Annotated in this window: 14 protein-coding genes; 10 read left to right on the plus strand and 4 right to left on the minus strand. The window is 68.0% G+C overall.

All coding sequences use genetic code 11. From position 1 onward, the window contains the following. Positions 1-229, plus strand: a 229-nt coding sequence (locus VN779_RS07220; protein WP_325721425.1) for a HEAT repeat domain-containing protein, incomplete at its 5' end; no start/stop codon positions are given. 13 nt (positions 230-242) lie between these two features. On the opposite strand, the gene VN779_RS07225 is transcribed toward VN779_RS07220, so the two are convergent. From VN779_RS07225 to VN779_RS07240, 4 genes are all read right to left on the minus strand, one after another. Beyond that, complete coding sequence (locus VN779_RS07225; protein ID WP_325721427.1) at positions 243-977, minus strand: hypothetical protein; 735 nt, start codon at positions 975-977, stop codon at positions 243-245. 1 nt (position 978) lies between these two features. Further along, positions 979-2,250 carry a molybdopterin-dependent oxidoreductase gene (locus VN779_RS07230; protein ID WP_325721429.1) on the minus strand — a complete coding sequence of 424 codons (1,272 nt, stop codon included), beginning with the start codon at positions 2,248-2,250 and terminating at the stop codon, positions 979-981. Positions 2,251-2,400: 150 nt separating this feature from the next. Continuing rightward, on the minus strand, positions 2,401-3,666 hold the full coding sequence (locus VN779_RS07235) for an RNA polymerase sigma factor (protein ID WP_325721431.1): 1,266 nt from the start codon (positions 3,664-3,666) through the stop codon (positions 2,401-2,403). A gap of 88 nt (positions 3,667-3,754) precedes the next feature. Then, the gene (locus tag VN779_RS07240) at positions 3,755-4,111 is read right to left on the minus strand and encodes a YciI family protein (RefSeq protein ID WP_325721433.1); all 357 of its coding nucleotides are present in this window, start codon (positions 4,109-4,111) and stop codon (positions 3,755-3,757) included. A 351-nt stretch (positions 4,112-4,462) separates the two neighbouring features. Between VN779_RS07240 and VN779_RS07245 the strand changes: the two genes are divergently transcribed. The 9 genes from VN779_RS07245 to VN779_RS07285 all read left to right on the plus strand — a co-directional run bounded on the left by VN779_RS07245 (position 4,463) and on the right by VN779_RS07285 (position 14,848). Beyond that, positions 4,463-5,605 (plus strand): hypothetical protein, encoded by a 1,143-nt coding sequence (locus tag VN779_RS07245; RefSeq protein WP_325721435.1) that lies wholly within the window; start codon positions 4,463-4,465, stop codon positions 5,603-5,605. Between the two features lie 108 nt (positions 5,606-5,713). Next, positions 5,714-7,201: an ABC transporter permease gene (locus tag VN779_RS07250; RefSeq protein WP_325721437.1), complete on the plus strand. Its 1,488-nt coding sequence runs from the start codon at positions 5,714-5,716 to the stop codon at positions 7,199-7,201. Positions 7,202-7,242: 41 nt separating this feature from the next. Beyond that, positions 7,243-7,938 (plus strand): ABC transporter ATP-binding protein, encoded by a 696-nt coding sequence (locus VN779_RS07255; RefSeq protein WP_325721439.1) that lies wholly within the window; start codon positions 7,243-7,245, stop codon positions 7,936-7,938. A gap of 206 nt (positions 7,939-8,144) precedes the next feature. After that, the gene (locus VN779_RS07260) at positions 8,145-8,912 is read left to right on the plus strand and encodes a response regulator transcription factor (protein WP_325721441.1); all 768 of its coding nucleotides are present in this window, start codon (positions 8,145-8,147) and stop codon (positions 8,910-8,912) included. Then, the gene (locus VN779_RS07265) at positions 8,909-10,375 is read left to right on the plus strand and encodes a HAMP domain-containing sensor histidine kinase (RefSeq protein WP_325721443.1); all 1,467 of its coding nucleotides are present in this window, start codon (positions 8,909-8,911) and stop codon (positions 10,373-10,375) included. The genes VN779_RS07260 and VN779_RS07265 overlap by 4 nt, the downstream gene beginning before the upstream one ends. Positions 10,376-10,506: 131 nt before the next feature. After that, positions 10,507-11,415, plus strand: coding sequence for a DUF4231 domain-containing protein (locus VN779_RS07270; RefSeq protein WP_325721445.1), 909 nt, complete (start codon positions 10,507-10,509; stop codon positions 11,413-11,415). Between the two features lie 269 nt (positions 11,416-11,684). Next, a complete protein-coding gene (locus VN779_RS07275) occupies positions 11,685-11,822 on the plus strand; it encodes a hypothetical protein (protein WP_325721447.1) in 138 nt (45 codons plus the stop codon). Positions 11,823-11,858: 36 nt separating this feature from the next. After that, on the plus strand, positions 11,859-14,060 hold the full coding sequence (locus VN779_RS07280; protein WP_325721449.1) for an FxsB family cyclophane-forming radical SAM/SPASM peptide maturase: 2,202 nt from the start codon (positions 11,859-11,861) through the stop codon (positions 14,058-14,060). Next, complete coding sequence (locus VN779_RS07285) at positions 14,057-14,848, plus strand: AAC(3) family N-acetyltransferase (RefSeq protein WP_325721450.1); 792 nt, start codon at positions 14,057-14,059, stop codon at positions 14,846-14,848. Before VN779_RS07280 ends, VN779_RS07285 begins: the two co-directional genes overlap by 4 nt. The last annotated feature ends 76 nt before the right edge of the window (positions 14,849-14,924 follow it).

Here is a 14,924-nt window from a genome sequence, read left to right on the forward strand (position 1 = left end):
TAAGTCACCGGAGACCGTCGACGCGCTGTATCACGCGACGCAATGGATCCCCGAGTATCTCGACTTCGACGAGGCCCGCGCTCTGGCGCACAAGGCCATTTGGGCGCTCGGCGGCACGCCGGGACCCGAGGCCACTGCGGCGCTGACTCGCCTGCTGACAGACGAGGACGAGAGTCTGCACGAAGCCGCGGCGAAGCAACTGCGCCGCCGCGGCGAGTCGGTCGAGTAGTTGTCCTAGTCGGCTAGGCCGGGTCGCGTGGGTTGGTGGACGCCTCGGCCTCAGCGTCTGGAACGGCGGCCCCGGTGTCCAGAACGTGGCCCTTGTCCTCGGCGTCGGGAGTGTCGGCGGCGTCATCAGCGGTAGAGACGTCGTCGTCACCGGCGTCGGTGTCGGCTTCCGCTGCGCCATCTGCTTCGGGCTCTGGTTCTGCTCCGGGCTCGGGCTCAGGTTCGGCTTCGTCCATCTCGGGCTTGGGGCCCTGCTCGGACGGGACTAGCGGCATGGGCGCACCACGGTCGCGCCGGCGCTGGCGAAGCGCGGACGCGCTCGTTGCGAGGATGACTCCGCCGACGACCGCCAGCAGCACGATCAGCAGATTGCGGGTGTAATCCAGCGGCGTGACCGTCGGGTTGGCGTTGTGGCCCTTGCGCAGCACGTCGGGCAGGCCGACGATCAGCACCGAGCCACCGATCAGCAGGATCGCCGCCAGCGCTTGCCGGGTGCGCGGGCCGGCGAGGCGGACGGTCACCGCGCCGAGCAGGAACACGGTGGGCGCGATCACGGCGTCGTGCGCGAGGACACCACTGACCAGCCAGCGACCGACCGGGGCGTTCGCCGCGAACGGATGGCCGCGTAGCAGTGCCCTGAGCCCGATGCTCGCGACCCACACTCCGAAGGCCCCCAACGCGATGCGCGCCACGAGCAGCGGACTGATCGGGAGTGCGCCGAGCGCGGATCCTCGTTGTCTGATACGCATCTCAGAGTACCTCGATCCGCTGCACCCATTTGGTTTGCAGCACACCGGGGCGGCCCGGAGCGATGATCCGAGCCGGGTATCCGTGATCGACGCTGAGCGGCTGCCTACCGAGCCGCAGCGCGAGCAGCGTGAGCGGGTCGCGTGCGTATTCGCGCGGCATCGTGGTTGTCGCGTAGAAACCGGCCTTCTCGAAGGACACGATCCTGATATCGGCTCCGGGCCGCGCTCCGGCGCGATCCAGCAGGTCACGCAGCCGCACGCCGCTCCAGCTGCCGTTGACCGACCAGCCTTCCACGCACGAGATCGGCAGCACCGCCTCGTACTGCGGCAGCTGGCCGAGTTGGGCGAGCGTGAGCTGGAACGGGCGCGGGCCGTCGACCTCCAGCTGCCAGGTGGGATCGAAGGCGGTGGTCTGCACGCCGGCCTGCGCCGCTGTCCGGTTGATCGGGACACCTTGCGGTCCGACGGAAGGGTCGCGCGGCGCGAGCAGGTCCACGCCGCGCAGCCAGGTCACTGACTGGCCGATCGTGGTCAGGGTCACGACGCCGACTGCCGCGCCCGTCGCCGTGAGCAGCGAGCGGCGGCTGGCGGTACCGGGGCGCGGGGCGAGGAAACGTGGAGGGGCGGCATCGGTCGCTGGCGCCTTGGCTGATGGTTCGGCTGATTCGGGCGGCTCGGGTGATTCGAGGCCCGATTCGCCCGCTGGGTCGAGTGCGGGCTGAGTGATGGGCCGCCGGTAGCCGCGAGCGATGGCTGGCGCCTTGACGGCGATGTGCACGATCAACGCGCCGACCGTGATCCAAGCGACCTGATAGTGCGTCGGCACGAATGCGAATGCCCACGGGTACCACTGGATGACGTTCAGCAGTCCGGTCACCAGCTGGAAGATCGCGCCCGCAACCAGCACCAGGATCGACACTCGCTCCAGCGCATGCCGGATCGACGAGAGCGGAGGCCAGGCGAAGAGCCGTGGGTACACCGTCCACAGCTTCGCCAGCAGCAGCGGGATCGCCGCCAGACCGGATGTGACGTGCAAGCCCTGCGTGAACCGGTAGATCCATACCGGCCGATCGGGAATCCACGTCGGCGGGTGCCGCAGTTGCAACTCGTGGCTGATCAGCCCGGTGAGGAAGGCGGTCGTGAAAGCGATGCCGAGCGCGGTGCCGATCAGCGCCGCCGTGCGCTCGTCATGCAGGGAGCTGCGAAACGCGCCCTCTCGCAGCGGCCCGCGCCGCAGCCACCCCGGCGGCGTCGGGAACGTGAGTCTGGCCATGGCTCAATCGAAGCGGTGCACACCCCGCTTCCGCCAGGACCAGCGCCCTTACCGTCCGCTTACGACGCCATTACCGAACGATGACGTTGCCGACCGGCCGGAATAGTCCCGGTCGGGATCGACAGACCGCGCGCGACAGAGCCAGCCGGGTCACCGCGGTAGCGCGGCCGCGCGATCAACGAGCAGAGACCGTTCGGCGCGGTTTCGAGCCAGCGGCGCGGCGCGTTCGAGCTCCGCACGCGCCTCGTCGTATCGGCCAAGCCGGCTGAGCAGATCGGCGCGCACGGCAGGCAGCAGGTGGTAGTCCTTGAGCGCGTCATCCGCGGCCACCTCGTCCACGAGCGCGAGCCCGGCGGCCGGTCCGCGCGCCTGGGCGACGGCGACCGCACGGTTGAGCGCGACGACCGGCGTCGGCAGCAGCACGATCAGGGCATCGTAGAGTCCTGCGATGGTATTCCAGTCCGTGTCCAGCGCGGTGAGCGCTCGCGCGTGCGAGGCGGCGATCGCGGCTTGCAGCGCGTAAGGTCCCGGCGGCTCGCCCCGCGCCTTGGCCGCCGCGTCGGCCTTCGCTAAGGCCGAGAACCCACGGCGGATGAGCAACTGGTTCCATCGGCCGCGGTCCTGGTCGGCGAGTAGTACCACGCTGCCCTGCGCTGTGGCACGAGCCGCGACACGCGAAGCCTGAATCTCCAGCAGCGCGGTCAGTCCGTGCACCTCCGGCTCGGCGGGCATCAGTCCGGACAGCACGCGCGCCAGCCGCAGCGCGTCCTCACACAGTGCCGGGCGCATCCAGTCGTCGCCTGCCGTCGCCGAGTAGCCCTCGTTGAAGATGAGGTAGACGACCTCGAGCACTGAGCTCAGCCGCTCGGCCAGTTGCGCCCCGGTGGGAACCTCGAACGGCACCCGCTTCTGCGCCAGCAACCGCTTGGCCCGCACGATGCGCTGCGCGATCGTCGCCTCCGCAACGAGGTACGCCCGCGCGATGTCCGCCGTGCTCAGGCCGCCGAGCAGTCGCAGCGTCAGCGCCACGCGCGCCTGCGGAGCGAGTACCGGATGGCAGGCGGTGAACACCAGGCGCAGCAGATCGTCCTCGATCGCCTCCGCCTTCGGCTCCGGCCCTGGTTCGTCGGAGTCGAGGGTCCGGCCGACCAGCTCCAGTTTGCGAGCGTAGGTCTGGTCGCGGCGGATCAGATCGACGGCCCGGCGTTTGCCGACGGTCATCAGCCAGGCGCCGGGATTGCGCGGCACCCCCTCGTCGGGCCACTGCTCCAGCGCGGCGACCAACGCGTCCTGCGCCAGATCCTCCGCCAAGCCGATGTCGCCCAAAACGCGGGCCAGGCCCGCGATCAGCCGCGGCGCCTCGATACGCCACACGGCTTCCACCGCACGCCTGACCCGCTCGTCGGTTTGGTTCACGCCCCCATCTCACCGCCGCTGCGGCACGGGCGCAAAGCGCTGCACGGCCGCCGCGGGTGCCCGGTGGCTCAGCCCCTCTTACCCGTGCCTAAGACGGCTCCTCCACCGCGCGGATCTCGGTCGCGATCTCCCACTGGTCGCCGTGGATGATCAGGAATCGCTTGGCCCACTCCACCGCCTCCTCCTTCGAGCGGCACTGCATCAGCGCGTAGCCGCCGACGAACTCCTTGGCCTCGGTGAACGGGCCGTCGACCACGGTCAGCTTCCCGCCGGAAAGCTGCACCCGGGTCGACTGCTCAAGTGGCGCCAAGCCCGCGGTGTCCAGCAGCACACCGGCCTTGGTCATCTCCTCGATCAGCTTGCCCATCTCGGTCATCAGCTCCTCGCTGGGGCCGCTTTCGGGCACGCCGGCGGGGTCGATCTTGATCAGGGACATGTAACGCATGGTGGTTCCTTCCGTTCCGGTTCGCTCACACGCTGCAGGTTCCGGGCCCTTCGCCCTTTTCCATCTACGCGTCGATCGGGGGTGGCCGCACTTCGACATCGCCCGCGAAATTGTTTTCAAGATCTTTTTGCGGCTCCGATTCCCGCCCCGATCGCGTATGCTGGACCCGTGGCTTCGGTAGTGCTGACGCACCGATTTACCGGCCCCTGGTCCCGTCCGGGAACCGCAGGGGTCGCGCTTCGCCACGTCTTGGCCGCTTCAGGCCGCTAGCGACTTCCACCGAGGTTTTGAGCCGACGGACCAGGGGTTTCCCGCCCGAACCGTCCGCTCCGACCGACAGGAAGTCCCCTCGTGAACATCTCCCTTTCCGCTGAGCAGCTTGCCCGCGACCTGACGATCCGTGACCTCTCCGATCCGAATGAGGGGCCGCACGCGGTACAACTCGTCCTCGACCGCGCAGTACACGCCCTCGCCGATGCGTGGGGCTGTGAGGTTCGCTGGTGTAGCGGCGAACGCGTCGTGTCGATCACGGACAACTACGACGCTCTTGGCTACGACTCGAGCGATGTAACGCGCGACGCCCGCTATACGCGCTATGTCGATGAGCACCGGATGCTGCGTAGCCACTCAAGCGCCCTCATCCCAGCGGCATTGCGTGCGTTAGCCGTCAAGCCCGCCGATGACGTGCTCCTTGTCTGCCCTGGGATGGTCTACCGGCGCGATTCGATCGATCGACTGCACACGGGCACTCCGCATCAAGTGGATCTGTGGCGTATCAGGCGCGGCACGCCACTGCTTGGCGACGCGGACCTGCGTGAGATGGTCGAGCTGATTCTCAACGCTCTGCTTCCCGGAGCCGAGCATCGCCTCGAACCGCGCGTGCACCCGTACACGCGCAATGGTCAGCAGGCGGACGTACTCGTCAACGGCGAATGGATCGAGGTCGGGGAGGGCGGACTCGCGCATCCCGATGTGCTGGCTCGAGCCGGACTCGGCGACGGCTCGTACTCGGGTCTGGCGCTCGGCCCGGGACTCGACAGGCTGCTGATGCTCGTCAAAGGCATCCCGGACATCCGGCTGTTGCGCGCGACCGATCCGCGTATCGCCAGTCAGATGCTCGACCTGGAGCCGTACCGCGCGGTTTCCGCGATGCCCCCGATCCGCCGCGACCTGTCCGTCGCCGTGGACGAGGGCGACACGGCCGAGGATCTGGGCGACCGGATCCGTGACGCGCTCGGTGCTGACGCCGCGAAGGTCGAGTCGGTCCAGATCCTTTCGCGCACCGCGCTCGCCGCGCTGCCTCCGGCCGCCCGCGACCGATTGGGAGCGCGTGCGGATCAGGACAACGTGCTCGTCCGGGTCGTGCTGCGCGACCTGGAGCGCACCCTGACCGACCATGACGCGAACGTCCTGCGCGATCGGGTGTACGGCGCGGTGCATCGCGGCGCGGTGTATCAGTGGGCTGCGCAGCCAGTCGGTGACCAGCAAAGATAACGATCCGGTCACTCACTGCGTTCTCATGCTCGCCTCATGCCCTGGTCAAAGGGAGGCCGGAAAGTCGTCGCGACCATCGCTTCGACCCACCGGCCTCAAGGACGCTTGATGTTCTTCACCTACCTGACCAGGGAACTGCGCAGACGAGGGCGGCAGGCGTTCGTGATCGCGCTCGGCCTGGCCTTGGGCATCGGCCTGACGATCACGGTGACCGCCGCCTCAGCCGGCGTCAACGCGGCGCAGAAGACGGTGCTGCACTCGCTCTACGGGGTCGGCACCGACATGACCGTGACGAGCACCGCCGCCGCGGGCAGCGGAAGGCAGTCGTTCAACTTCCGCGGCCCCGACGCCGGCTCGACGACCGGCACCAAGTCCTCGACCACGACCTCGGACAACCTGACCCTCTCCCCCGGCACCTCCGCGATCACCTCGGCCACACTCACCAAGATCAAGAGCGTGTCCGGGGTGTCCGCGGCGGTCGGCTCGCTGGCGCTTAACGACTTCAACATCAGCACCACGGTTTCACAGCAGGTCACCCAGCAGCCGAGCACGAACTCCGGCGGCACCTTCGAGCGCGGCGGATCCGGCAGTTCGAGTGGCGGGCCGGCCTTCGGCGGACCGGCTTCCGGAGGCGGCTTCTTCAACTCCACCTCGGTCACCGGAGTGGACACCTCCAACCTCAGCGTCGGCCCGGTTTCCACCCTCACGCTCGCCTCCGGCCGGATGCTCACCGCCGCGGACGCGAAGTCATACGTCGCGGTGATCACCCAGTCGTACGCCTCCTCCAAGAGCCTCAAGCTCGGCGGCACGATCACCCTCGGCGGCAAGAGTTTCAAGATCATCGGCCTGGCCTCCGGATCAACGTCGAGCAACGTGTACATCCCGCTCGGCATCGCACAGGCGCTCTCCGGCCAGACCAGCGCGGTGACGACGGTGTATGTGAAGGCTGACAACTCGACCCAGATCGACGCGGTCGCGGCCGCGATCAAGAAAGTGGACTCCACGGCGACCGTGACCACCTCGGCCGACCTGGCCAAGTCGGTCACCGGCTCGATCTCCTCAGCGGCCTCGCTGGCGAACAACCTGGGCAAGTGGCTCTCGATCGCGGTGCTGATCGCGGCCTTCGCGGTGGCCGCGCTGTTCACCATGTCGGCAGTCGGGCGACGGGTGCGCGAGTTCGGCACGCTCAAGGCGCTGGGCTGGACCTCGCGCCGGGTGGTACGTCAGGTGATGGGTGAGGCGATCGTCACCGGCCTGATCGGCGGCGCGCTCGGCATCGGCCTCGGCTTCGCGGCCGCGTTCGCGATAGACCAGGTCGCGCCCAGCCTGACCGCGTCGACCGGCGGCATCACGACGCCGACCGGCAACGGGCTGCCTGGCGGCAGCGGAGCCGGCGGTGAGGGCGGTGGCGCAGGTGGCGGATTCCGCCAGGCCGCGTCGCAAGCGGTCACCGTGCACCTGTCCGCGCCGGTGGCGCTCAACGTACTGCTGCTCGCGGTGGCTCTGGCCGTGCTCGGCGGCCTGATCGCCGGCGGGTTCGGCGGCTGGCGCGCCTCCTCGCTGCGCCCGGCCGACGCCCTGCGCAAGGTCGCCTGACCCGGCCGCCCGATTCCACTCCAGAGAGAGACCTCGAGACGATGTATGAAATCAGCGGCCTAACAAAGCAGTACAAGCGCGGCAAGGAGACCGTGGACGCGCTGCGCGGCGTCGACGTGGTGATCCCGGACGGCGACATGCTCGCCATCCAGGGTCCGACCGGCCACGGCAAGTCCACCCTGCTTCAGCTGCTCGGCGGGCTGGACCGGCCCACCTCCGGCAGCCTGGTCTTCGACGGGCGAGACATGGCGAAGATGAACGAGATGCAGCTGACCAAGCTGCGCTCGGAGAACTTCGGCTACATCTTCCAGTCCTTCAACCTCATCCCGACGCTCACCGCCCAGGAGAACGTCGAGACCGCCCTGGTGCCGCTGAGGATCTCCGCGGCCGAACGCAGACAGCGCGCCGCCCGCGCCCTCGCGGAAGTCAGCCTCGACGACCGTGCCGGGCACCTGCAAGGAGAGCTGTCCGGCGGCCAGCAGCAACGCGTCGCCATCGCCCGCGCCCTGGTCAAGGAACCCAAGGTGATCATGGCGGACGAGCCGACCGGCAATCTGGACGAGGACACCCGCGACGAGATCTTCGCGCTGCTCGAGAAGCTGTGGCGGGAGCGCAACCTCACCGTGATCATGGTCACCCACGACTCCGCGATCGCCAACCGCGTCCCCCGGCTGGCCCTGATCAAGAACGGCAAGCTGACCATCAAACGCGACGCGCCGACCACCGTCACCTCCTGACCGGCGGCGGTCGCACGCGGCGGCCGGGATGGGTCCACACGGCCCGTCCCGGCCGCCGCATGGCTGAGCTTTGTGCGACCGCGCAGGTATTTGCCCACGTCACATCCTCCTCTCACGCCTTTCTCATGAGAGATTGCGAGGGTGGGGACAACCGAAGGCGCCACCGCCGAAGCAGACCATTAACCCGTCAAGCCACCTGGAGCGACATGTCCACGCACGAGCCGAGCAGCCGGATCCTGGTCGTGGACGACGAGCCCGCGGTGCGCGAGGCGCTGCGCGCGGGCCTGGAGTTCGAGGGGTACGAGGTCGCGGTGGCCGCAGACGGGCTCGGCGCGCTGGAGGCGGTCGCAAAACAGGTCCCGGATGCAATCGTGCTTGACGTGATGATGCCCCGGATGGACGGGCTCACGGTCCTGCGCCGGCTGCGATCGTTCAACACCGCGCTGCCCGTGCTGCTCCTCACCGCGCGTGACACAGTCGGCGACCGCGTTACCGGGCTGGACGTTGGCGCTGACGATTACCTCGCCAAGCCCTTCGATCTCGACGAGCTTTACGCGCGGCTGCGTGCGTTACTGCGTCGCGGCGCACTATTAGCCGAGGCGTCACAGCCGGCAGTCTCGGACATCGACGTGCTCACCTACGCCGACCTGCGTATGGACGTGTTGACCCGTGAGGTGACGCGCGGCGAGCGCGGCATCGAGCTGACCCGTACCGAATTCAATCTGCTGGAGATGTTCCTGCGCCACCCGCGCCAAGTTCTCGCCCGCGATCAGCTGCTTTCCTCCATCTGGGGCTTCGACTTCGGCCCGACGTCCAACTCGCTCGACGTATACGTGATGTACCTGCGCCGCAAGACGGAGTCGGGCGGCGAGCCACGGCTACTGCACACTGTGCGCGGTGTGGGCTACGTGCTGCGCGCCGACAGTACTGCCGCCGCCGGCGCGACCGCTGGCGCTCCGGATGGCAACCCGTGACTCACCGGCACGCGCGCGGTTTCTTCCGGAGCCTCTCGCTGCGCGGCCGCTTCGCCCTGCTCTCCGCGCTGGCGGTCTCGGTGGTCATCATCGTTGCCGCCCTAGCGTCCTACTTCCTCGTCTCCGAACAGCTCAACAACCAGGTCAACCAGAACCTGACCCGGATGCACGAGCCGAACTCCCGCGACTTGACCGGCACCACGGCGCAGAATCTGGCGCAGTTATGCAGTGTCGGCGGCTTCCTGCGGTTCCCGGGCAGCGCGGATCAGGGCCCGGGTTCGGGCTCAGGTCCGGACTCGGGCCCCGGCGTCCCGTTCAATCAGGAATTCGTCAGTGCGGACGGGCAGCACTGCGCCACCAACAGCCAGTTGCAGGTCGCGGTGTCCGACACGCAAAAGGCCGTGGCCGCCGGTACTTTGGAGTCGCTGCCGGGTCAGGGAGTCTTCTACGACACCTACACGACCACCGGCGAGCACGTCAGGGTCTACACCACGTACGTCGGCGACGGCATAGCGGTCTCGAGCATCGGCTCGCTGAGCATCGTCGACGCCTCCCTCAGCAAGCTCATCTTCTGGCTCGCGCTCGCCGCAGTCGGCGGGGTCGCCCTCGCCACCGTCGCAGGACTCGTAGTCGCGCGCTCCGCGGTCAAACCGGTGCGCATGCTGACCCGCGCGGTCGAGCACGTGGCCAAGACCGAGGACCTGTCGGTCAAGCTGCCAGTCAACGGAAAGGACGAGATCAACCGGCTCAGCGCGGCGTTCAACAAGATGACCAAGGCGCTGGCCACCTCCCGGGTCCGGCAACACCAGCTGATCGCCGACGCGGGGCACGAGTTGCGCACGCCACTCACCTCACTGCGAACCAACGTCGACCTCTTACTACGCAGCGAACGCACCGGCCGCGAACTGCCGCCCGGGCGCCGCGAGGCGATGCTGGCGAGCGTGGACCAGCAATTGCACGAGCTGTCCGGATTGGTCACGGATCTGCTCGAACTCTCCCGCGGCCAAGAGGGCGGCGCGCGGCGCACGATGCGCGTCGCGCTGCACGAGAGCGTCGGGCGAGCCATCGAGCGTGCGCGGCTGCGCGGTCCCGGCCTGCACTTCGACATCGAAGTCGAACCCTGGTTCGTTCAGGGCGACCCGACGGCGCTGGACCGCGCGGTGGTCAACCTGCTGGACAACGCGGTGAAGTTCTCCCCGGCCGGCGGCACGGTGCTGGTCCGGCTCAAGGGCGGCGAGTACGTCGTCGTCGATCAGGGCCCTGGCATCGACCCGGCCGACCTGCCGCATGTGTTCGAGCGGTTCTGGCGTTCTGACGGCGCCCGCTCGCTGCCCGGCTCGGGCCTCGGTCTCGCGATCGTCTCGCAGGTGGCCGAGGAGTCCGGGGGAAAGGTCAGCCTCCAGCCGGCGCCAGGCGGTGGCACCGTCGCACGCCTCCTGCTGCCTGGCGAGCCGGCGGCGTAAGCAGCACTTCCCAACCCGCCCTCCATGCGCCCTACACCGCACCTCGACTTAGCTCGCCACGGGTCATGCTGCTGCGCGTATGAGCCTCCTGCCATCTTGCCTGACAGAACGTCAGCCAGGACCATGTGCAGGTGGACGAACTCGGCGTTGCGGCAGAATCAGCGGGCTTAAACGATGCGGACCTTCCGGAGCTGTTCCAGCTCGCGGACCGCGCGTCCCTCGCCGGACAGCGCCGTACCATCCTGCTGACACGGGCTCAGCTCTCGCTCGCCGTGCTCTCAGCGCTCGCGGCCGGCTTTGGCGTCGGACACGGCACCGCCGCGAAAGTTCTCGAAATTTGCGCAGTAGTCTCCTTCGCGCTCTCGCTCGTGCCTGCCGTCCTTCTGCACAGTGGCTCGGCACAGCGGCTCTGGTACGACGGCCGGGCAGCAGCAGAGTCGGTCCGCAGCTTGGCGTGGAAGTACGCGATGCGTGTGCAGCCCTTCGACGACGATGCCACAGCCGACGCGGAGTTCACCACGCGCCTAGCAGCCATCCTCGCGCTGGTGCCTGAACTCGGGGACGAAGTCGAGTCCGAGTCGTACCTCGCCGAGGAGGCGATCACCCCGCCGCTCGTCGTCCTGCGCCAAGCCCGGCTTTCGGACCGGCGGCAGTGTTACGTACGGCGGCGGGTAGAGGCACAGATCGACTGGTACACGGAGAAGGCGAAGGGCGCACGTCAGGCGGCGATGGCTGCGGGAGCGTGCGCGGTCGCCTCGAACGCTTTGGGTGTAGCGCTGGGCATCGCTCGGGTTGTCTGGGACCTGGAAGTGGATCTTCTCGGCTTCTTCGCGGCCTTAGTCGCGGCGCTCGCCGCGTACGGCCAGCTGCGCCAGTACTGGCCGCTCGCCGCGGCGTACCGGCTGACCGCGGCGGAGCTGCGCCAGGTCCTCGCCATGGCGGCAGAGACCGGTGAGAGCGAGAGCGACTGGAGTGACTACTGTGCGTCCGCGGAGGCGGCCGTGAGCCGCGAACATACGATGTGGCAAGCGAGGCGCTAAAGTGCGGGGCAATATCATTGCGCCAATTCAGGCCGCACTCAAGCGGTACTTCGGCCATCGAATCGGACAATACGATTGATCAGACGAGTGGATGATCAATGATTCAAGCTGGTAACGCTCGCAACTCAATTTGACCTGTCAAGCGTTTGTGCCGCTACCATGAGGTTGACAGAACTGCGAACCGGACACAAGGGAAGCGCACCGTCGCAGTACTGGCCTGACCTGCGTTCGACAGGTCTGTCTGGCACTAGACGGATTGGTGATACCTCATGGACACGGCGACGGATTCTCGCTCCCTGGTTTCCGCGGTGCGCAACGTGCAGCGGGTCCCGCTCGGCGAGCTCGCCGACCACGCTGGCGAGACCCGGGCTAAGCGATCTGAGGGCGAGTTCAACTCGTCGATCTAAGCGAACCCCCTCGAGATCGCACCGGCCAGGTGCGGTATGACGCAGGTCTTGCCATTTCGCCAGTTTGTGCTGAAGGTGCACAGCCGGTGCGATCTCGCGTGTGATCACTGCTACATCTACGAGCACGCCGACCAGTCCTGGCGCAGTCGCCCAAAGGTGATCTCCGAGCAGACGGTGAGTCGCGTCGCTCGACGCATCGCGCAGCACGCTGCCGAACATCAGCTGCCTGTCGTCCATGTCGTGTTACACGGCGGCGAACCTCTTCTCCTCGGCGTCCAGCGCACTCGTTCAGCGCTCCAGACCTTGCGCGCGCAGATCGAACCGGTAACCAGATTAGATCTGCGTATTCACACCAATGGAGTACTGCTCGATAACGAATTCTGCGCGTTGTTCCGTGAATTCGACGTCAAGGTCGGCGTTTCCCTCGACGGCGACCGCGATTCGAATGACCGGCACCGCCGTTTCGCGAATGGCCGGTCCAGCCACCCTCAGGTAATGCGGACGCTCGAACTGCTACGCCAACCCGAATTCGCACACCTGTACGCCGGAATTCTCTGCACCATCGACGTAGCTAACGACCCCATCGCGGTATACAACGCACTGGCCGAGCAGCGTCCTGGGCGGGTGGATCTGCTGCTCCCCCACGCGACCTGGGACAGCCCGCCCACTCGGACCGGCGCCTCGCCCACCGAATACGCCGACTGGCTCACCGCGATCTACGACCGCTGGACCGCGGACGGGCGCCCGTTCGGGATCCGCACCTTCGACTCGATCCTCGCCGCACTGCGCGGCGAACCCAGCCAGACCGAATCGCTCGGCCTCACCCCGACCGACCTGCTGGTGATCGAGACCGACGGAACGATGGAGCAGGCTGATTCGCTCAAGACCGCCTACGACGGCGCCGCGGCGACAGGCTTCGACGTGGTTCGGCACAGCTTCGACGACGCGGCGCGGCACGAGGGGATCGAAGCGCGCCAGCAAGGCTTGGACGGTCTGTGCGGCGCCTGCCGGCAGTGCCCAGTCGTCGATGTCTGCGGCGGCGGTTTGTATGCGCACCGATTCCGTACCGGCAACGGCTTCGCGAACCCATCAGTATATTGCGAAGACCTCAAGGCGACGATCGTCCACATCCAGGCTCATCGGCCCGCGACGCAGACCGGCGCCGTACACACGGTGGCAGCGCAGGAGTTCGACTCCCTGGCATCCGGTTACGGAAGCGCCGAAGCCCTCGTCCGGCTCGCTGAGGCACAGGACTCCATCCGCCGCGCGCTGATCGCAGCACTGATCGGCTCAGCCCGCTCAGGCACCGAACTCGCCACTGCCGGCAATCTGCTCGTGCGTCTCGACGCGGAGAGCCCCGAGGCCCTTGAAACGGTGCTTGCGGACCCGAGCGTCCGGAGTTGGGCGACCGGCTGCGCCGATGCTTTGGGGCGCGGTGTCGCGGACCCGATCGGCATCGAATACCTGAGCAACGTGGCCATCGCCGCGGCCGCCCGCGCGGGCGCGGCTGCACAGTTGGCCGTGCCAGTCGTCGCGGGAACCGTGCACCTGCCCACTCTCGGATACGCCGAAGTCGGCGGGCGCGGCGATGCGGTCGTGACCGTCGAGGGTTCCGAGATCCGCATCGCGCGGGACGGTCACGCGCTCGGATTCGATCTCGAAGCCGAGACGCCGGATCCCGCCTGGCATCCGGTACAACGCGTCAGCCCGGCTCCAGGCCTGCGCGTGTCGCTGAACGCTGAGGACCGCGACGCGAAACTGATCCGGGACGCGCTGCCCGAGGCCGCAGACCTGCTCGGGCGCTTCCTCCCGGACTATCTCCCCGGTCTGCGCGCCGCTTTCAAGACGATCACGACACGCGTAACAGAACCCTGTGACACGGTGGGCGCCGTCGCCGTCACGCCCACCAACGACCCGACCGAACTCGCGATCGGCCTGCTGCGCGGTTTCCAGCGAGCCAAGCTGCACGCACTCTTCGACCTCTTCGATCTCGTCGATCCGGCCCACACCGCGGCAGACCGCAAGCCCGTCGAAGACCTCATGTACGAGGCCTACGAAAGTCTCGCCATCAGCGAACTGCGCCGCGCGCGACAGCAACCGCTCGGCGAAAACCCCGCCGCAGCGATCGAGCAGCTTCACCGTCGCCGCGAACTGACCGATCTCGGCCGGCGTTTCGTCGCCGGGATGGCTCGCACCGCCGAGTCCTGGTCAACGTCCGCACCGCGAGCAGCGCGGTGACCGCCGGCGCGGACCGCCGGACTCTAGCCGAACAGTTCGAAGCCCTCGGGCTCGCGGCCGGAGACATCGTGCTCGTACAAGCTTCGATGCGGCAGGTCGCTCCGCGATCCGCGCGTGCGGCAACCGTGGTCGAGGCCCTGCTCGACGTGCTCGGCCCGGCCGGGACGATCATCGTGCCGACATACACGTCATGGAACTCGACCTCCTCTCGCGCACACAGGGAGGCGGTCGCCGAGCTGACACCGCAGGAGGCCGATGCTTATCGGCTCAGCCTGCCCGCATTCGACCCCTGCGTCACCGCCTCGAGCGGAATGGGCGCGCTGGCTGAGACGATCCGCACCCTGCCCGGCGCTCATCGCAGCACCCATCCGCAGACCTCGTTCGCCGCCGTCGGCCGACACGCCGATTCGCTTACCGCCATCCATGATCTGGCGTGCCATCTCGGGGAACGGTCACCGCTCGGCGCCCTGTACGCGGCCGACGCGCTGGTGCTGCTGCTCGGCGTCGGCTACGACGTCTGCACCGCGTTCCATCTTGCCGAGTACCGCTACGCCCCGCGCGTACCGCGACCTTACGAATGCCGCATCGCCGGGCTGCCCGGGGACGGTTGGACGACGTTCGACGATATCGAACTCGACGACAGCGAATTCGGATTGATCGGCAAGGAATTCGAGACCGCGGGCGGCCCGGTGCGCACCGGGCGCACCGGCGAAACCGACTCGCTGCTTTTCCCGCTGCGCGCCGCCGTCGACTTCGCCGAAAACTGGATGCGCCGGTTCGCCGCCTAGAGCGCGTTTGGAAAGTATCGCCGGGGCCGCGACGCCTGCCAAACGCGCCCTATTCGCCACCCGCCGCAAGCTCCAC

It is taken from the genome of Actinocrinis sp., assembly GCF_035605935.1.
Lineage (GTDB): Bacteria > Actinomycetota > Actinomycetes > Streptomycetales > Catenulisporaceae > Actinocrinis.